This window comes from Pseudomonas atagonensis, from assembly GCF_011369485.1.
GTDB lineage: Bacteria > Pseudomonadota > Gammaproteobacteria > Pseudomonadales > Pseudomonadaceae > Aquipseudomonas > Aquipseudomonas atagonensis.
On record NZ_VXCA01000017.1, the window covers coordinates 176,902 to 195,436 of the forward strand.

Consider the following 18,535-nt stretch of genomic DNA (forward strand, 5'->3'; position numbering starts at 1 on the left):
CCATCGAATAACTGGTTTTATCCTCGGCCCATGAACATACAGACCGCTGTCCTGCCCCCTCACGCCGAAATGGTTCGCGCCATGCTCGCAAGCGACACTGTCTATGAAGGCGTGTTCTTCACGGCCGTGAAAACCACCGGGATCTTTTGCCGCCCCACCTGTACGGCGCGCAAGCCGAAACCGGAGAATGTCGAGTTCTTCGCCCACGCTGACGACTGCCTGTCCGCCGGTTATCGCGCCTGCTTGCGCTGCAAACCGCTGGACGCCGCGGCTATCGCCCCGGACTGGGTGCAGCGGCTGTTGAAAGCCGTCGACGCCGATCCTGAGCTGCGCTGGAGCGATGCGCAATTGCTCGCCGAGGGCATCGAGCCGTTGAAGCTGCGGCGCTGGTTCAAGCAGCATTTCGGCATGACCTTCCATGCGTGGCTGCGCACCCGCCGGCTCGGCATGGCGCTGGGCGGGATCAAGCAAGGCACGTCCATCGACCACGCCGCGTTCGACTCGGGTTACGAATCGCTCAGCGGTTTTCGCGACGCTTTCCAGAAGTCATTCCACATCACGCCCGGCCGCGCCGCCCACAGTGAACCGCTGCTGTTCGCCCGCCTGACCACACCACTCGGGCCGATGATCGCCATGGCCGAGCGCCGCGGGCTGGTGCTGCTGGAGTTTCTCGACCGTCCGGCGCTGACCCGGGAAGTCGAGGAACTGCAAAACCGCTACGGCTACGTGGTCGCACCGGGGCACAACGCGCATTTGCAACAGATCGAAAAAGAGCTGGCGCTGTACTTCGCCGGCAAGCTGAGCGAATTCAGCGTGCCGCTGCACCTGCCCGGCAGCGAGTTTGCCCGACAGGTCTGGAGCGAGTTGCGGCAAATCCCCTACGGCCACACCAGCACCTACGGCAGCATCGCCGCACGGCTGGGCAAACCCGGCGCCAGTCGCGCGGTGGGGCTGGCCAACGGACACAATCGGCTGTCGATCGTGGTGCCGTGCCATCGGGTGATCGGTGCGGACGGCTCATTGACCGGCTATGGTGGTGGGCAACCGCGCAAGGCGTTTCTGCTCAGGCTGGAAAACGCCGCCGTGCAGCTCACGCAACCACTGGCTTTCTGAACAACCGACAAGAAGGGATCTCGATGAACGCGCTCGACACTCAGTTTCACCAGTTGCACCACGATGGCCTGCTGATCCTGACCAATGTCGCCGACGCCACCGGCGCGCGGCTGGTCGAGCAGTTGGGTGGCAAAGCGGTCGCCACCAGCAGCGCCGCTGTCGCCTGGGCCCACGGTTATCCGGACGGCAACACCCTGCCGCTGGAGCGTTTGATCAGCACCGTGGAGTCGATTGCCCGGGTCATCCAGGTGCCGTTGAGCGTGGACATCGAAGCCGGTTATTCCGATGACCTCGACCGGGTTGCCGAAGTGATAAAGGCGGTTGTCGCGGCAGGTGCGGTCGGGATCAACATCGAAGACGGCAGCGGTACGCCGGAATTGCTGGCGCGCAAAATCGAAGTCGCGCGGCAAGTGGCTGAAAAGCGCAATGTGAAGCTGTTCATCAACGCCCGCACCGACGTTTACCTCAAAGGGCTGGTTCCGGCCGAGGATCGCGTCGCCGAAACACTGCGTCGTGCCGCGCTGTATCAGGCGGCCGGGGCCGATGGATTGTTCGCTGCCGGGGTGACGTCGGCCTACGAAATCGAAGCGATCTACAAGGGGACGACTTTGCCGGTCAACGTCCTGGGCTTCGCCTGCCTGCCCTCCCCCGAAGAGTTGATAGCTCTCGGCGTGCGCCGCTTGAGCGCCGGTTCCGGGATCGCCGAATTCATGTACGGCGCCATGGGTTCGCTGGTGAAAAGCTTTCTCGCCAGCGGCAAGCTCGATACCCATGACCTCAAGGCTTTCACCTATGGCGAAGTCAACGGTCTGTTGAAGTAAGCCATGCCTGATCCCTATCAACCGGCCAGTGAATTTCTGGCCAGCCTCGACGCCGACTGGCAGCGCCACATTGCTGCTGTCGGCCCTTGCCTGCATCAACCACATCCGGCGCGCGATCCCTATGAATCGCTGGTGCGGGCGATTGCCTATCAGCAACTGCACGCCAGGGCTGGGGATGCAATTGTCGGGCGGTTGGTGGGGTTGTTTCCCGGGCAGACGTTTCCGCATCCGGAGCAGATTCTGGCGACGGGGTTCGATCAGATGCGCAGTTGCGGCTTTTCGGCGGGCAAGATTGCGACGATTCAGGGCATTGCCCAGGCAACGCTGGACGGCATCGTGCCGGACTACGCCACGGCGCTGGCGATGGACGATGAAGCGCTGATCGAGCGCTTGACCAGCCTGCGCGGGGTCGGTCGCTGGACGGTCGAAATGCTGCTGATTTATAGCCTGGAGCGCATGGACATCTTGCCGGCGGATGACTTTGGCGTGCGCGAGGGGTATCGGCGGTTGAAGGGGCTGGAGGTGCAGCCTGCGCGCAAGCAAATGATCGAGACTGGCCTGGCGTGGCGGCCTTATCGGACGGTGGCGGCGTGGTATCTGTGGCGGGTGGCCAAGCCTTAGTCCGCGTTTTCGTTCTTCGCGAGCAAGCCCGCTCCCACACTTGAAATGCGTGCCCAAGGTGGGAGCGAGCTTGCTTGCGATGGCTCCTGCGCATTCACCTCCACTCATCTAGGCTGAACCGCACCGACAAAAACACCGGAGGCCACCATGCACCTCGAAGGTTCCTGCCACTGCGGCGCAGTCACGTTCAGCCTGACCAGCGCCCAGCCCTACCCTTATCAACGCTGCTACTGCTCGATCTGCCGCAAGACCCAGGGCGGTGGCGGCTTTGCGATCAACCTTGCCGGCGACGCCACCACCCTCAAGGTGCAGGGCCGCAAGCACATCTCGATCTACCACGCAAAAATCAAAAGCGATGGCGAACAACGCGCCCACCGCAGCACCGCCGAACGGCACTTCTGCTCGTTGTGCGGCAGCGCTTTGTGGTTGTTCAGCCCGGAATGGCCGGAGCTGATTCACCCCTTCGCTTCAGCCATCGATACGCCATTGCCCGTGCCGCCGGAACATACGCACCTTATGCTCGGCTCGAAAGCGCCGTGGGTTGAAGTCGAGGCCGAGCCCAAAGACAAACAATTCGACGTCTACCCCGAAGAATCCATCGCGCAATGGCACGACCGCCTCGGACTGACCTGCTAACCCAAAAAGCCATGCCTGCCACATTCCCTGTGGCGAGGGGATTCATCCCCGTTCGGCTGCGCAGCAGTCGTAAAACCTGAGTACGCGGTCCTACAGAAGTACCGAGGGTGCAGGTTTGGTGGTGCTGCGCACCACATCGGGGATAAATCCCCTCGCCACAGGACACGCACCACCCATCGTTTTTGATCCACGCAGTTCCCCTTTTCGCGTTTCGTTCGGTTAACCCCTCAGAAGCACTTCAACTACCGATCGATTCGATGCAAAGGGATCTCCATGCCGCACCTTCGTTTTCGTTTTACCTTGTGCCCGTTGACGCTGGCCCTGCTGAGCGCTTCCAGCCACGCCGCTGACACCGTCGACAAAAACCAGCCGCCGCTGCAACTGGGCGCCACCAACATTTCCGCCCAGGGTCTTGGCGCCACCACCGAAGACACCCGTTCCTACACCACTGGCGCCATGTCTTCGGCGACCGGCCTGCCCTTGTCGATCCGCGAAACCCCGCAATCGGTCACCGTGATCACCCGCCAGCAAATGGATGATCGTGGCGTGCAAAGTGTTGGCGACGCGCTGCGTAACGCGCCCGGCATTTCAACGCAGAAGTACGACAGCGACCGCACCGAGTTTTCCGCCCGGGGCCTGGCGATCACTAACTTTCAGTACGACGGCGTCAACATTCCCTACGACGGCGTTTACGGCGAGAACCCGAATAATGGCGACGACGCGGCGAGCATCGATCGCATCGAAATCATCAAGGGTGCAACCGGCCTGATGACTGGCGCCGGCGATCCGTCAGCAACGGTCAACCTGATCCGCAAGAAACCCACCAAGGAATTCAAAGCCTCGCTCAGCGGCACGGTCGGCTCGTGGGATGCCTGGCGCACGGTAGGCGACATCTCCGGTTCACTGACCGAATCGGGCAACGTGCGCGGACGTTTCGTCGGCGCGTATTCGGATCAGAATTCCTATCTCGACCACTACAGCCAGCGTAAAGACCTGTTCTACGGCATCCTCGAAGCCGACCTGAGCGACGACACCCTGCTGACCTTTGGCGTCGACAAATCCAGCACCACCCCGCGCGGCAGTTCCTGGACCGGCAACCCGGTGTATTTCGCCGACGGCGGGCGCACCGATTTCCCGCGTCACTTCAACTCCGGGGCTGACTGGAGCCGTCGCGATTTCGACAACATCACCTACTTCGCCTCGCTGGAACAGGCGCTGGCCAATGACTGGAAGTTCAAGGTCAGCCTCGATCAGAAAACCACGGACCACGACACGCGCCTGGCCTCGGCCAGCGGCGGCAACCCGAATCGCGCCAGCGGCGAAGGCATGTTCCTGTACTGGGGCCGCTGGGAAGGTCACCGCGTGCAAAACACAGCCAACGTGAACGTCTCCGGCCCGTTCACACTGGGCGGTCGCGAGCATGAGTTGATTGCCGGTGTGATGACCGCGCACTCGCGCCAGACCGGCGCGACCTATGACAGCAGCGCCTTCTCGCCAGTACCGGGGAGCATTTACGACTGGAACGGCGATCTGCCGAAACAGGATTTCCCGAAGAACGGCAAATACGAACGTACCCAGAGCCAGAACGGCGTCTATCTGGCGACGCGTTTGCACCCCACCGACGATCTGTCGGTGATCCTCGGCAGCCGCTTGAGCACCTTCAAGTACAACGAAGACTACCGCTACAACCCGGGCGCCGGCCTCGACGACACCCACGCCAGCTACAAGGAACACGGTGTGGTCACGCCGTACGCCGGGCTGATCTACGACCTCGACGACACCTATTCGCTGTACACCAGTTACACCCGCATCTATCAGCCGCAGACCTACAAGGACGGCAACGGTTCGACCCTCGCACCGGTCGAAGGCGACAGCTATGAAGCCGGCCTGAAAGCCGCGTATTTCGACGGTCGCCTGAACGCCAGCCTGGCGTTTTTCCGCATTGAACAGGACGGCGTCGCCGAGTCGATCGGCACCAACGCCGTGACCAACGAAGGTATCTACAAAGCCATCGACGGCGCCACCACCAAAGGCGTGGAACTGGAACTGGCGGGCGAACTGCGCGAGGGCTGGAACGTCTCGGCCGGTTACACCTACGCCCGCAGCCGTGACGCCGATGAGCAACGCATCTACGGTTATCCGCTGTCGACCACCAAGCCCGAGCACGTGGTGCGAACCTTCACCACCTATCGCCTGCCCGGCATGCTCGACAAGGTTACCGTCGGCGGTGGCGTGAGCTGGCAGAGCGCGTTCTACGGCAAGATCTACAGCGCCCCGGCCGGCGATTACACGCGGATCAAACAGGGTGGTTACACCCTCGTCGACCTGATGAGCCGCTATCAGTACAACGAGCACCTGAGCTTCACCGTCAACGCCAACAATGTCTTCGACAAACGTTACCTGACGGGCCTGGGCAACTTCGACACGACGTTCTACGGCGAGCCGCGCAACCTGATGCTCACCACCAAATGGGACTTCTGACCACGGCTTAACAGTCTTTGACAGTTTCCCGACAAAGCTGCCAAAGATTGCTCGCCACCCTGCCCCTAGCATGGGCGCATCCACAATCCCCTCGGGTGCCCCATGCTGATTTCGTTTCGCACGTTCTCGCTGTCTCTGACCTCCCTGTGCCTGCTGCTGCCGGGCAACGCGCTGCGTGCCGAGGACTGGCACGCCACCCTGCGCGGCGGCGCGGCCAATGCGCCGCGCTACAGCGGCAGTGATGAACGGGTGACGGCGCCGCTGGTGGGCGTCGAAGTGGTCAGCCCCTACGGGTTCTTTCTCGACAGTGAGCGCGGTGCAGGCTGGGGCTTTGATGAAGAGGATTTCGGCCTCAGCGTGTACATCGGCGCCAGCGATGTGCGCAAGGATCGCAAGGCCGGTTTCAAGGGGTCCGACGAATTGAACGGGATGGGCTCGATCAAGTCGCGCCCGGTGCTTGGCCTGGATGGCACCTATCACATGGGGCCGATCATTCTGGGCGCAAGTTTCGAGCATGCACTGGAAAAGGACGACGATGACCCCGACAGCGGATCGTCGTGGAATCGCCTGAAACTGAGCATCCATCTGCCGTTGTATGAGGGCCGGTATGGCAAGGTGACCGGCGGCCTGAACAGCCAGTTTGGTGACAGTGATTATCTGCGCACCTGGTACGGCGTGAGCACGGCGCAGGCTTCGCGCAGCCGGTTTCGGGCTTATGAACCGAAAAGCGGATTGATCAGTCGCGGCGCGGAGCTGACCTGGTCGGTGCCGATTGATGAGCACTGGAGTGTGTCGTCGGTACTGGCAGTGCAGTATCTGAGCCATGAAGCGGCGGACAGCCCGATTGTCGAGCGGCGCTTGCAGACTGCAGTGGCTGGGCAGGTGGTGTATACCTTCTGACTTTGCGGTGCTTCTAACGGCCTCTTCGCGAGCAAGCCCGCTCCCACATTCGGACTGCACTGCGCTGTCGAAATGGATCTGACCTCACATCTGGAATGCGTACCCTGTGGGAGCGGGCTTGCTCGCGAAGGGGCCGGCACTATCAGCCACTGTCAGTCCAGATGCGCCCAAGTCATGCGAAACGACGCCCCGCCCCAAGCCGACTCCGTCACTTCAACCTGCCCGCCATGGGATTGTGAAACCCGTCGTACCAACGCCAGCCCCAGCCCGAAACCACCGGTACGCCGATCACGGCTGGCGTCCAGCCGCGAGAACGGTTCGAAGATCTTCTCCCGTCCGTGCACCGGCACACCCGGCCCGTCGTCGTTGACCCGGACTTCGTAATAATCGCCCGTGCGCACCAATGTCACCTCCACCCGCTGCTCGGCGTAGCGAATCGCATTGCGCAACAGGTTGATCACCGCCCGCGCCATGAACCGCGGTTCAATGCGCACGGTATCGAGCCGGCAATCACCGATCAGCAATTGCACCCCCGCCGCTTCCGCCTCCAGCGCCACGCTGCCGACCACACTGTCGAGCCAGTTGGCCGCTTGAATGTTTTCGCGCTTGATCACCGTGGCGCCGCGTTCAAGGCTGGCGTAGGTGAGCAATTCGGAAACCATTTCTTCCAGCTCACCGAGGTCGGCGTACATGTCGGCGATCAGTTCGCGGTTCTGGCTGGCGTCCGGTTGTTGCTTGAGTTGGTCGAGTTCAAACGACAGCCGCGCAATCGGCGTGCGCAGTTCGTGGGACACGGCGTTGGTCAGCTCACGCTGGTTGGCAATCAGGCCTTCGATGCGCGCCGCCATCAGGTTGAAGTGCTCGGCCAGATCGCGGATGTTCGAGCGTTTCGACAACTGAATGCGCGCCGACAGATCGTTGTCGCCAAAGCGCTCGGCGGCCAGGCGCAGTTTCTCCAGATCGCGCCAGTGCGGGCGCACCCAGAAGAACAGAACGATGCCGATCAGCACCGCCAGCATCCCGTAAGCGGCGGCGATGTAGAACGGCATCAGGCTCGGTTCCGGCGGCAGTTTGATGCTGAGCAACTGCGAGCCGCCATCGATGTTGCTGATGAACTGCGTGTAGTCGTCGCGGATCACCAACAGGTTCTGCGCCAGTTCGGCTTTTTCCTCACCGCTCAGCGCCAATTCATCGGCCTCGACCAGTTTCAATGACAGACCGTAATGCGGGCGCAAGGCGTCCAATTGTTGCTCGCGCGCCTCGCCCTGACTGTCACGCATGTGCTCGACCAGCGACCACGCCTGACCGCGCACCGCTTCGCGGTTGTAGGCCTGCATCTGATTGTCGAGCAGCGCATTGAAGGTGTGCTCGACGGTTTGCAGCGCCAGCACCAGGCCCACCGTCATGACCAGAAACAAGCCAAGAAATAACCGCAGCATCTACAGCTCCCACGCGAACGGATTGAACAGATACCCCTTGCCCCACACCGTCTTGATGCAAACCGGCTCGCGGGGATTGTCCTTGAGCTTGTTGCGCAACTTGCTGATGTACACGTCAACGCTGCGATTCAGCCCATCGAAGGCAATGCCGCGCATGCGGTTGAGAATATCATCGCGTGACAGCGTCTTGCCGGCCGCGCTGGCCAGCAACCACAGCAGTTCGAATTCCATCGTGGTCATTTCGACGACCTCACCGGCCAGCCGCACTTCGCGACAGCTGCGATCAATGCTCAAACGGCCGAATTCCAGCGAGTTGACCACGCCGTTGTCCGGCACCTGCCGACGCTGCAACGCGCGCAAGCGGGCGAGCAACACCGGCGGCTTTATCGGTTTGATCACGTAGTCATCGGCGCCGGACTCGAGGCCGAGAATGTGATCGAGATCGTCCTCCTTGGCCGTCAGAATCACGATCGGCGTGTCCGACACACTGCGAATTTCCCGGCACACGTGCAGGCCGCTCTGCCCCGGCAGCATCAGATCGAGCACCACCACTTTCGGCTTGAACTCAAGAAACGCCGCCACCGCCAGATCGCCGCGATGCACGCTGCGCACCTCGTAGCCATGTTGCTCGAGGAAGTGTGCGATCAGCGTGGCCAGACGCTCATCGTCTTCGACCAGCAGGACTCTGCCAAAACCCAGGTTATCCATAACGACCGTCTGCCAACCCATGTGTGAAGTGGTCGCCATTATGGCGGCAATCGTTACCCCGGCGTTTGTCTCAGGCAGCAAAAACCGGCCACGGGTGCCGGTTTTCGGTGATGTTTCATACTCTTAAGAGTTTTTAACATTCTTCAACATGTTCACGCGGCGACAGGCACACCGCTGTGGAAGCGGAATTCTTCATCCGGCGATTCGATCAGCTCCTGCTCGGCGGCGCGGACTTTCTCGATCACCTGGGCGATGTCTTTGGCGTCGCCGTACTGATAAGCGAGTTTCAGATAACCCTGAAAATGCCGCGCTTCGCTTTTCAGCAGGCCGAAATAGAACTTGCCGAGTTCTTCGTCCAAATGCGGCACCAGTGCTTCGAAACGCTCGCAACTGCGTGCTTCGATAAACGCGCCGACCACCAGCGTATCCACCAGCTTCACCGGCTCGTGGCTGCGCACAACCTTGCGCAGGCCCGAGGCGTAACGGCCGGCGTGCAACTGACGCAGCTCGATCTTGCGGCGTTTCATGATGCGCATGACTTGTTCGTGGTGCACCAGCTCTTCCCGGGCCAGGCGCGACATCATGTTGATCAGGTCGACGTGGGAATGGTACTTGGCTATCAGGCTCAGCGCGGTGCTGGCGGCTTTGAACTCGCAGTTCTTGTGGTCGATCAGCAGGGTTTCCTGATCGGCCAATGCAGCCTGAACCCAGGCGTCGGGGGTGCGGCAGCCAAGGAATTCGTGGATTTCGGGAAGGATCATGGGGCTCACGGTAAAGGTGTTCGAGCGAAGGGCGCCGATTATACCGGCCTGTTGGCAGACCACCAGCGGCGGACGTTGATATGCATCAAGTCGCAGGCGTGGAAGCAGCAACTATAGTTGTGCAACGCCGTGCCTTTTCATTGCTGGAGACTCCACTCATGCAAGCCATTCGCAGCATTCTGGTGGTCATCGAACCCGAACATGCGGAAAGCCTGGCGCTCAAGCGCGCCAAGCTGATCGCCGGGGTGACCCAGGCCCATCTGCACCTGTTGGTATGCGACAAGAAGCACGATCACGCCGGCATGCTCGGCGTACTCAAAGCCGCGCTGCTGGCCGATGGTTACAGCGTGACCACCGAACAGGCGTGGAACGAGAGCCTGCACGAAACCATCATCGACGTGCAGCAGGCCGAAGGCTGCGGGCTGGTGATCAAACAGCATTTCCCCGACAGCTCGCTGAAAAAAGCCCTGCTGACCCCGGCGGACTGGAAACTGCTGCGCCACTGCCCTACCCCGGTGCTGCTGGTGAAAACCTCGGCCTCTTGGAAAGACCGAGTGATTCTGGTGGCGGTGGATGTGGGCAATGCCGATGGCGAGCACCGCCACCTGCACACCAAGCTCATCGATCACGGTTATGACATTGCGAGCCTGGCCAAGGGGCATCTGCACGTGATTGCCGCGCATCCCTCGCCGATGCTCTCGGCGGCCGACCCGACGTTACAGCTCAGCGAAACCATCGAAGCGCGCTATCGCGAACAATGCCGGGCGTTCCAGGCCGAGTTCGACATCGATGACGCACACCTGCACGTCGAGGAAGGTCCAGCGGATGTGCTGATTCCGTTCATGGCGCACAAGCTGCAAGCGGCGGTCACGGTGATCGGGACGGTAGCGCGCACCGGGTTGTCGGGGGCATTGATCGGCAATACCGCCGAAGTGGTGCTGGATGCGCTGGAGAGTGATGTGCTGGTGCTTAAACCGCAGGAGGTTGAGGATCATTTGGTCGAGTTGGCGGTGAAGCATTAAGCCGTTCAGTGTCTGAACCGGCCGCTTCGCGAGCAAGCCCGCTCCCACGCTGGATTGATGTCGAACACAACACCAATGTGGGAGCGGGCTTGCTCGCGAAGCTTTTGATTTTCAGCCGCCAAAAGCGTCTTTGAGGAATCCGGGGGCGATGTAACGCTGGTAGTGCGCTTCCGACAACAGGAAAAATTCCCGATCAATGGCGTCGCGCAATTCCGGCAGGTTCCAGTCGCGAAACTCCGGCAGCAATACCATCCCGTACGCTTCCAGATTAATGATCACCCGCGCCCCACGGGCAATCAGCTGATACGCCCAGCAATACTCCGACTGATGCGGCACGAAGCGGATCTTGCGCTGCTCAAGCTGCTCACGCAGACGCGCCGGATCGAAGATCTCGACCTTGCTCGCCATCACTTGTGACAGCAATTGTTCAAGACGCAGCCACACCGCACGTTTTTCCTCCTCGTTGTAACCATTCCAATGGATCACTTCGTGGTGGAAACGCTTGCAGCCGCGGCACACCAGATCTCCGTAAACAGTGGAGCAGAGGCCGACGCAGGGGGTCTTGATCGTCTGATTGGGCATAAGGTAGGCAAAGGCACTGAAACGTGGAACAGGTCGGCATGTTAGCCCTTTGTCTAACATTCATCACCCCTCAAAGTTCAGGGGTGAACTTACCTTTAAAATTTTTTTGCCGTAGAATCAGCCAGCCTTTTAAGGCGCCAATGTCCGTTAGAAGCTGTTTTCAAAGCGTCACGAGCACAGTCGTTCCTTCAGAGCGGTGTTGGCGAGGGGTTTTTCCAGCGGGGAAAAATCCAGCGCCAACCCTCATCAGCTCCCCGTTCTGCAGGCGTAAAACTTTGAAAGCAGCTTCTGTAAGGAATGGTCGGTAATTCTGGCTAAGTGGCCCACAACGCCACGCAGCGCATGAGTACGTCCATTTCGGGATGAGCGTCCCGGACACCCATTTGGGACCACTGATGAGGGTAATAACTGTGCTTGAAGCCTACCGCAAACATATCGAAGAGCGTGCAGCCCTGGGTATCGTTCCCCAGCCGCTTAACGCCGAACAAACAGCAGGCCTGGTCGAGCTGCTGAAAAACCCTCCGGCTGGCGAAGAAGAATTCCTCGTTGACCTGATCACCAATCGCATTCCACCAGGCGTGGACGAAGCCGCTTATGTCAAAGCCGGTTTCCTGTCCGCTCTGGCCAAGGGCGAAGTTTCCTCCCCTCTGCTGGACAAGAAGCGCGCTGTAGAACTGCTCGGCACCATGCAGGGCGGCTACAACATCGTGACGCTGGTTGACCTGCTGGACGACGCCGAGCTGGCGCCAGTCGCTGCCGCGCAACTCAAGCACACCCTGCTGATGTTCGATGCGTTCCACGACGTCGCGGAAAAAGCCAAGAACGGCAACGTTCACGCCAAAGCCGTGCTGCAATCCTGGGCTGACGGCGAGTGGTTCAAGAACCGCCCGACCCTGGCCGACAAGATCAGCCTGCGCGTGTTCAAGGTGACTGGCGAAACCAACACCGACGACTTGTCCCCTGCGCCAGACGCCTGGTCGCGTCCGGACATCCCGCTGCACGCCCTGGCCATGCTGAAAATGGCTCGCGACGGCATCGTTCCTGATCAGCAGGGCGCCATCGGCCCGATGAAGCAGATCGAAGAAATGCGCGGTCAAGGCTTCCCGATCGCCTACGTCGGTGACGTGGTCGGTACCGGTTCCTCGCGTAAATCGGCGACCAACTCGGTGCTGTGGTTCTTCGGCGACGACGTTCCTTACGTACCGAACAAGCGTGCCGGCGGTTTCTGCTTCGGCAGCAAAATCGCTCCGATCTTCTACAACACCATGGAAGATGCCGGCGCACTGCCAATCGAGTTCGACGTTTCCAACATGCACATGGGCGACGTGATCGACCTGTACCCGCATGCCGGCAAAGTCTGCAAGCACGGCACCGACGAAGTCCTGACCACCTTCGAAATGAAGACCCCGGTTCTGTTGGACGAAGTTCGTGCCGGCGGCCGTATCCCGCTGATCATCGGCCGTGGCCTGACCGAGAAGGCTCGTGCCGAACTGGGTCTGCCACCGTTCGACCTGTTCAAGAAGCCGGAAGCTCCGGCTGAAAGCACCAAGGGCTTTACCCTGGCGCAGAAAATGGTCGGCAAGGCGTGTGGTCTGGCAGAAGGCCAAGGCGTTCGTCCTGGCACCTACTGCGAACCGAAAATGACTACCGTGGGCTCTCAGGACACCACCGGTCCAATGACCCGTGACGAACTGAAAGACCTGGCGTGCCTGGGCTTCTCCGCTGATCTGGTGATGCAGTCGTTCTGCCACACCGCGGCTTATCCAAAGCCGATCGACGTGACCACCCACCACACCCTGCCTGACTTCATCATGACCCGCGGCGGCGTTTCCCTTCGTCCGGGCGACGGCATCATCCACTCGTGGCTGAACCGCATGCTGCTGCCGGACACCGTTGGTACCGGTGGTGACTCGCACACCCGTTTCCCGATGGGCATCTCGTTCCCGGCCGGTTCCGGTCTGGTCGCGTTCGCCGCAGCCACCGGCGTCATGCCGCTGGACATGCCGGAATCGATCCTGGTGCGCTTCAAAGGCAAAATGAAACCTGGCATCACCCTGCGTGACCTGGTTCATGCGATTCCATACTTCGCCATTCAGAACGGTCTGCTGACCGTCGAGAAGAAAGGCAAGAAGAACGCCTTCTCCGGCCGCATCCTTGAGATCGAAGGTCTGGAAGGTCTGACCCTGGAACAGGCGTTCGAACTGTCCGACGCCTCGGCCGAACGTTCGGCTGCCGGTTGCACCATCAAGCTGTCGAAAGAGTCGATCACCGAGTACCTGCAGTCCAACGTCACCCTGCTGCGCTGGATGATCGGCGAAGGCTACGGCGACGCACGTACCCTGGAACGTCGCGCTCAAGCGATGGAAGCCTGGATCGCCAACCCTGAGCTGATGGAAGCCGATGCCGACGCCGAATACGCCGAAGTCATCGAAATCGATCTGGCCGACATCAGCGAGCCTGTACTGTGCGCGCCGAACGACCCGGACGACGCCCGTCTGCTGTCCAGCGTTGCTGGCGAGAAGATCGACGAAGTGTTCATCGGTTCGTGCATGACCAACATCGGTCACTTCCGCGCTGCCGGTAAACTGCTGGATCAGGTCAAGGGTCAGCTGCCAACCCGTCTGTGGCTGTCGCCGCCGACCAAAATGGACGCTCACCAACTGACCGAAGAAGGCTACTACGGCATCTACGGCAAGGCTGGCGCTCGCATGGAAATGCCAGGCTGCTCGCTGTGCATGGGTAACCAGGCACGCGTTGAGCCGAACAGCACCGTGGTGTCGACGTCGACCCGTAACTTCCCGAACCGTCTGGGCGACGGCGCGAACGTCTACCTGGCTTCGGCCGAGCTGGCGTCCGTTGCTTCGATCCTGGGTCGCCTGCCGACCGTCGAGGAGTACATGGAATACGCTGGCAAGATCGACAGCATGGCGGCCGATATCTACCGCTACCTGTCCTTCGACCAGATTGCCGAGTTCCGTGAAGCTGCTGCGAACGCCAACATCCCGGTCGTTCAAGCCTAACGCTGCAACGCAATGAAAAACGCCGCCCATCGTGAGATGAGCGGCGTTTTTTTATGCCTCGCAACCATCATGCGTTGAGTTTGAGGGCTTGCTGCACCGCGCCATCAACGCTCAAACCGCTGAGGATCACACCGTTGCCCTGCACTTCGGGCAATGCCTCCAGCACCGCCAGCGCCTCATGCTTGAGACGCGCAAGAATCAACCGTTTGCCTTCCTGGTGCACCCGCAAAAAGAACTCCTGCATCGCTTCAATGCTGGTGCCATCCAGATCCGGCGTCTCCTCCAGACTGAGGATCACCGTGTGCACCGGCACATCCGAATGCCGGATCAATCTTAAAGCCGCGCCGAGGATCCGCTCGACATTGGCAAAGAACAACGCTTCGCCCGGCCGCACGATCAATACGCCCGGCTCGGTGGTCGCCGTCGGATGGCGCTGCCGATCGACAAAGTCATGGCCGCCATCGATCCGCCCGAGCACTTGAATGTCTGCCGCTGACATTTGCTTGAGCATCAACAACACACTGATCGCCACCGCCACCAACAAACCGTCCAGCACGCCCAACACCAGCACCGCCGCCACTGCGCACAACACCAGCACGCGATCACGACGCCAGATGAAATAACGCCCCAATGGCTGCAGGCTCAAACCGCGCCCCAACGCGTGCATGACAATCGCTGCCAGCACCGGCTCCGGGGTCCACGCGATCCACGGCAACACGGTCAGCACGATAATCAGCACCACCAATGCCGCCACCCCGCCGGCCCAACGTGACGTGGCGCCTGCGGCTTCATTCGCCGACGTCGCCGAATAGCCCGCCCCCGCCGGCATGCCATGGAACAACCCGGACAACAGGTTCGACGCGCCCAGTGCCAGCAGATCGCGGTTGGATGTCACGCGATCACCATGCTTGAGCGCATATGAGCTGATCGAGCCATAAGACTCCGCATACAGAATCATCACCAGCGCAAATCCCACCTCGCCCAGCCGCAGCCAGTCGGCGAATGGCAATGCCGGCAGGTTCGGCACTTCAAGGCTCAAGTCGATCACGCCGATCATCTTCACGCCATAGGCAGGCAAGTTCAGCCATTGGCCGGCGGCAATGCCGATCACCACCACCAGCAAACCACCGGGCAGGTGTGGCAACCGCGAAAAGACTGCCAGCAGCAACAATGCCACCGCTGCGACAGCCGCCGCCGACCAATTCCATTGTGGCAACTGTTCCAACAGTTGCGGGGCGAAGCGCACCAGATTGGCATCGGTCAGGTGCACGCCGACCACGCTGGCGACCTGCTTGAGAATGATCGTCAGCGCCAAACCGAAGGTGAACCCGCGCAACACCGGTTTGGCGATGAAGGCCGTGACGCTGCCCAGACGAAAGATCCCGGCCAGCACAAATAGCGCGCCCGTGACCAGAACCAGGCCGACCGCCAGTGTCGAGCGCAATTGCGCATCACCGTTAGCCAGCGTCGCCGTGGCTGCCGCCAGGACCGCCGCAGAAGACGATGTCGCCGACACAATGGCAAAGCGGCTGGTGCCAAACAACCCGTAACACAGCAATCCGGCAAACAGTGCGATCACCCCGGCCTGAGGCGCCAGTGCGGCGATGGTCGAATAGGCCACGGCTTCGGGTAGCAACAGCCCGGCAATCGACAGACCGGCCAATACATCCTGCCAGCGGTTGGGTGGTTCTACAGGTGGCGGGGCGTTCGACAATCCACTGTCTCCAGACGAAAAAAAGCCGCTGTGCGCATCACGCACAGCGGCCACTGTAGCTGAGTATCTGAAGCTTTGGCTTACGCCGTCAGCGAATAAATCAACGCCGAAATCGCCACCAGACCTACCGCCGTGACAAACACGTTCGACGCCTGGCCACGATAGCGCGCCATCGCCGGCACTTTACGGATCGCGTACATCGGCATCAGGAACAGGATCGCCGCGATGACCGGGCCACCGATGGTTTCGATCATGCCGAGAATGCTCGGATTGAGGGTCGCGACGATCCAGCACACCACCAGCATGAACGCGGCGACGATACGGTCCAGTGCCTTGGCGCCCGGACGCTTGCCGCTCTTGACGATCAGGCCCTTCAGGCCTTCGCTGGCACCGATGTAGTGACCGAGGAACGACTTGGAGATGGCCACGAACGCAATCAACGGCGCTGCGAAGGCGATGGTCGGGTTGCTGAAATGGTTGGCCAGGTACGACAGGATCGACAGATTCTGCGCCTTGGCTTCAGCCAGTTGTTCCGGCGACAGGGTCAGTACACAACTGAAGACGAAGAACAGCACCATCACCACCATCAGCAGGTGGGCGCGGCAGAGAATCTGCGAGCTGCGCTGGTCAGCGTTAGCGCCGTAACGGCGTTTCTGATCCACCGCAAACGCCGAAATGATCGGTGAGTGGTTGAACGAGAACACCATCACCGGAATCGCCAGCCACAGCGTGTGCAACAACGCCGACGGCGCCGGCACTTGCGAAGCGGTGGTGAGGATGCCGCCGTTCCAGTGCGGGATCAGGTAAACGGCAAGGAACAACAGCGCGACAATGAACGGGTAGACCATCAGGCTCATCGCCTTGACGATCGCTTGCTCGCCGCAACGCACCACGGCCAGCAGGCCGAGGATCAGCACGAACGACAGCAGCGCGCGCGGTGGCGGCGTGATGTGCAGTTGGTGTTCGAGGAAACTGGCGACCGTGTTGGTCAGGCCGACGCTGTAGATCAACAGGATCGGGAAGATGGCGAAGAAGTACAGCAAGGTGATCAGTGCACCGGCCTTGATACCGAAATGCTGCTCGACCACTTCGGTAATGTCGGCGCCTTCGCGACCGGACAGCACAAAACGGGTCAGGCCACGGTGTGCGAAGAACGTCATCGGGAATGCCAGCAGCGCAAGGATCACCAGCGGCCAGAAGCCACCCAGCCCTGCGTTGATCGGCAAAAACAGTGTGCCGGCGCCGATGGCCGTCCCAAACAGTCCCAACATCCAGGTGGTGTCCTGGCGATTCCAGCTCGAAAGTTCAGCGGGTGCTGCTGCATCAAAGCGTTCGTCAACGCTATTGGCCTGATCATTCATCCGGTCGGATCTCCGCATTCCGGTCACTTGCCACTCGGTCAGGACGCGTCGGAAAAAACCGACAGACATGCTCCGGCCGAAACAGGGGCGCGATTCTCCGCGATAAATGAGCAGAAGCAAAGACTTAGCTGAGGAATGGTTGTGCGGAGCAGATCAGTGGAGTGTCGTTTTTGGGCAAATGTCTGTCGGCAACAGGTACGTAGAATGTCGTTATCTGAAAAGCACCTATACCTCGCATAACCGGGAAAACCTGATCAGATCGTTCGACCCAACAAAAATCCAAGTGACCAGCAAAAAATTCCAAATGCTAGCGTCGCCCAGATCGTGAACATATCGCCTTTGTCCTTGAGGCGCATTCTTTCAGCCCATTCATCGTGTTCCCGCTCCATTTCTTCCATTCTGGCCTTACGATCATAGGTACTCACGTTGATTTCCTTTTCTTGGTTCACAGATCTGAAGGTGGAAAAACCCAACAATTAAAACTTGAAGAATACGCCTGATATCGCAGTGATTGCGGTCACCACTGCAGCCAACACAGCGATCGGATATAAATTCATCTCTCTCTTAAGCTTTTTTTCTTCCACCAGAAGTTTCTTTCAGCCACAAGCTTCCTTGATTCGTTCTCCAGCCTTTCGAGCTCCAGATTTTCACGATTGTTCTTGAGCATTCGCCTTCCTTGGCTACTGGCAATCACTGCCCGGGCTGCTTTGTGCCCTCATGATTCCCTATTCATCCCGTACCAGATAGCGGATGAATCCTGCAGATTTGTAGGCAAATTCCGCGATTTACGTAGCTATTCACCTGCCGACGCAGCCCTTTGAAATATCCGACAACTTCCAGACCAAACGACCTTACAAAACCCGCCGCATCGTCTAGCGTGTGATGAGTCCCCTGCCCTGCGGAGTCTCTGCCCATGCCCCTCGTTCGCGTCGAACTGAAAAAACGCACCGATGCCACTTTTGCCAGGCGCGTCGGCGAGCAGATCTATGCCGCCATGCGCAGCACCATCAACGTGCCGGAGCACGATAACTTCCAGATCCTCAATGAACACGACGGCGAGCACTTCATCTTTGACCCGCAATACCTGGGCATACAGCGCAGCGACGAACTGGTGATCATCCAGATCACCCTCAACGAAGGCCGAACCCTGGAGCAGAAAAAAGCGCTGTACCAGACCATCGCGCAAAGCCTGAACGCGCAACTGGGCATTCGCCTGGAAGACGTGTTCATCAATCTGGTGGAAGTGAAAAAAGAAAACTGGTCGTTCGGCAACGGCGTCGCTCAATACGCCAGTTGATCCCTGCCAAGGCCTGATACGGGGGGCAGCGCCACCCTTGCCAAACCGCTCTGGAATCA

Annotated in this window: 16 protein-coding genes; 9 read left to right on the plus strand and 7 right to left on the minus strand. The window is 60.1% G+C overall.

Annotation, left to right across the window (positions count from 1 at the left end):
* Nucleotides 1-30 precede the first annotated feature (30 nt).
* The 6 genes from F2P67_RS12545 to F2P67_RS12570 all read left to right on the plus strand — a co-directional run bounded on the left by F2P67_RS12545 (nt 31) and on the right by F2P67_RS12570 (nt 6,572).
* The gene (locus F2P67_RS12545) at nt 31-1,113 is read left to right on the plus strand and encodes a bifunctional transcriptional activator/DNA repair enzyme AdaA (protein WP_166220776.1); all 1,083 of its coding nucleotides are present in this window, start codon (nt 31-33) and stop codon (nt 1,111-1,113) included.
* 23 nt (nt 1,114-1,136) lie between these two features.
* Nucleotides 1,137-1,934, plus strand: a complete 798-nt coding sequence (locus F2P67_RS12550) for an isocitrate lyase/PEP mutase family protein (RefSeq protein WP_166220778.1) — start codon at nt 1,137-1,139, stop codon at nt 1,932-1,934.
* A 3-nt stretch (nt 1,935-1,937) separates the two neighbouring features.
* A complete protein-coding gene (locus tag F2P67_RS12555) occupies nt 1,938-2,555 on the plus strand; it encodes a DNA-3-methyladenine glycosylase family protein (RefSeq protein WP_166220780.1) in 618 nt (205 codons plus the stop codon).
* Nucleotides 2,556-2,702: 147 nt separating this feature from the next.
* Nucleotides 2,703-3,191 (plus strand): GFA family protein, encoded by a 489-nt coding sequence (locus tag F2P67_RS12560; RefSeq protein ID WP_166220782.1) that lies wholly within the window; start codon nt 2,703-2,705, stop codon nt 3,189-3,191.
* 273 nt (nt 3,192-3,464) lie between these two features.
* Nucleotides 3,465-5,672 (plus strand): TonB-dependent siderophore receptor, encoded by a 2,208-nt coding sequence (locus F2P67_RS12565; protein WP_166220784.1) that lies wholly within the window; start codon nt 3,465-3,467, stop codon nt 5,670-5,672.
* Between the two features lie 102 nt (nt 5,673-5,774).
* Nucleotides 5,775-6,572 (plus strand): MipA/OmpV family protein, encoded by a 798-nt coding sequence (locus tag F2P67_RS12570; RefSeq protein WP_166220786.1) that lies wholly within the window; start codon nt 5,775-5,777, stop codon nt 6,570-6,572.
* Nucleotides 6,573-6,724: 152 nt separating this feature from the next.
* Here F2P67_RS12570 and F2P67_RS12575 read toward each other — a convergent pair whose 3' ends face one another.
* The 3 genes from F2P67_RS12575 to F2P67_RS12585 form a co-directional block, all read right to left on the minus strand.
* On the minus strand, nt 6,725-8,011 hold the full coding sequence (locus tag F2P67_RS12575) for an ATP-binding protein (RefSeq protein WP_166220788.1): 1,287 nt from the start codon (nt 8,009-8,011) through the stop codon (nt 6,725-6,727).
* Complete coding sequence (locus tag F2P67_RS12580; RefSeq protein WP_166220840.1) at nt 8,012-8,719, minus strand: response regulator; 708 nt, start codon at nt 8,717-8,719, stop codon at nt 8,012-8,014.
* A 152-nt stretch (nt 8,720-8,871) separates the two neighbouring features.
* The gene (locus F2P67_RS12585; protein ID WP_095047457.1) at nt 8,872-9,480 is read right to left on the minus strand and encodes a MiaE family protein; all 609 of its coding nucleotides are present in this window, start codon (nt 9,478-9,480) and stop codon (nt 8,872-8,874) included.
* Between the two features lie 158 nt (nt 9,481-9,638).
* Between F2P67_RS12585 and F2P67_RS12590 the strand changes: the two genes are divergently transcribed.
* Entirely contained in the window at nt 9,639-10,502 is an 864-nt protein-coding gene (locus F2P67_RS12590) for a universal stress protein (RefSeq protein WP_166220790.1), read from the plus strand.
* Nucleotides 10,503-10,613: 111 nt separating this feature from the next.
* Here the strand turns inward: F2P67_RS12590 and F2P67_RS12595 are convergent, their stop codons facing one another.
* Nucleotides 10,614-11,084 carry a DUF1289 domain-containing protein gene (locus F2P67_RS12595; RefSeq protein ID WP_166220792.1) on the minus strand — a complete coding sequence of 157 codons (471 nt, stop codon included), beginning with the start codon at nt 11,082-11,084 and terminating at the stop codon, nt 10,614-10,616.
* Between the two features lie 410 nt (nt 11,085-11,494).
* Here F2P67_RS12595 and acnB point away from each other — a divergent pair, with 410 nt between their 5' ends.
* Nucleotides 11,495-14,104: a bifunctional aconitate hydratase 2/2-methylisocitrate dehydratase gene (gene acnB, locus F2P67_RS12600; RefSeq protein WP_166220841.1), complete on the plus strand. Its 2,610-nt coding sequence runs from the start codon at nt 11,495-11,497 to the stop codon at nt 14,102-14,104.
* Between the two features lie 67 nt (nt 14,105-14,171).
* Here the strand turns inward: acnB and F2P67_RS12605 are convergent, their stop codons facing one another.
* From F2P67_RS12605 to F2P67_RS12615, 3 genes are all read right to left on the minus strand, one after another.
* The gene (locus tag F2P67_RS12605; protein ID WP_166220794.1) at nt 14,172-15,818 is read right to left on the minus strand and encodes a SulP family inorganic anion transporter; all 1,647 of its coding nucleotides are present in this window, start codon (nt 15,816-15,818) and stop codon (nt 14,172-14,174) included.
* A gap of 80 nt (nt 15,819-15,898) precedes the next feature.
* A complete protein-coding gene (locus F2P67_RS12610; RefSeq protein WP_166220842.1) occupies nt 15,899-17,179 on the minus strand; it encodes an HAAAP family serine/threonine permease in 1,281 nt (426 codons plus the stop codon).
* 254 nt (nt 17,180-17,433) lie between these two features.
* On the minus strand, nt 17,434-17,604 hold the full coding sequence (locus F2P67_RS12615; protein ID WP_166220796.1) for a hypothetical protein: 171 nt from the start codon (nt 17,602-17,604) through the stop codon (nt 17,434-17,436).
* A 488-nt stretch (nt 17,605-18,092) separates the two neighbouring features.
* Here F2P67_RS12615 and F2P67_RS12620 point away from each other — a divergent pair, with 488 nt between their 5' ends.
* Complete coding sequence (locus tag F2P67_RS12620) at nt 18,093-18,476, plus strand: tautomerase family protein (RefSeq protein ID WP_166220798.1); 384 nt, start codon at nt 18,093-18,095, stop codon at nt 18,474-18,476.
* The last annotated feature ends 59 nt before the right edge of the window (nt 18,477-18,535 follow it).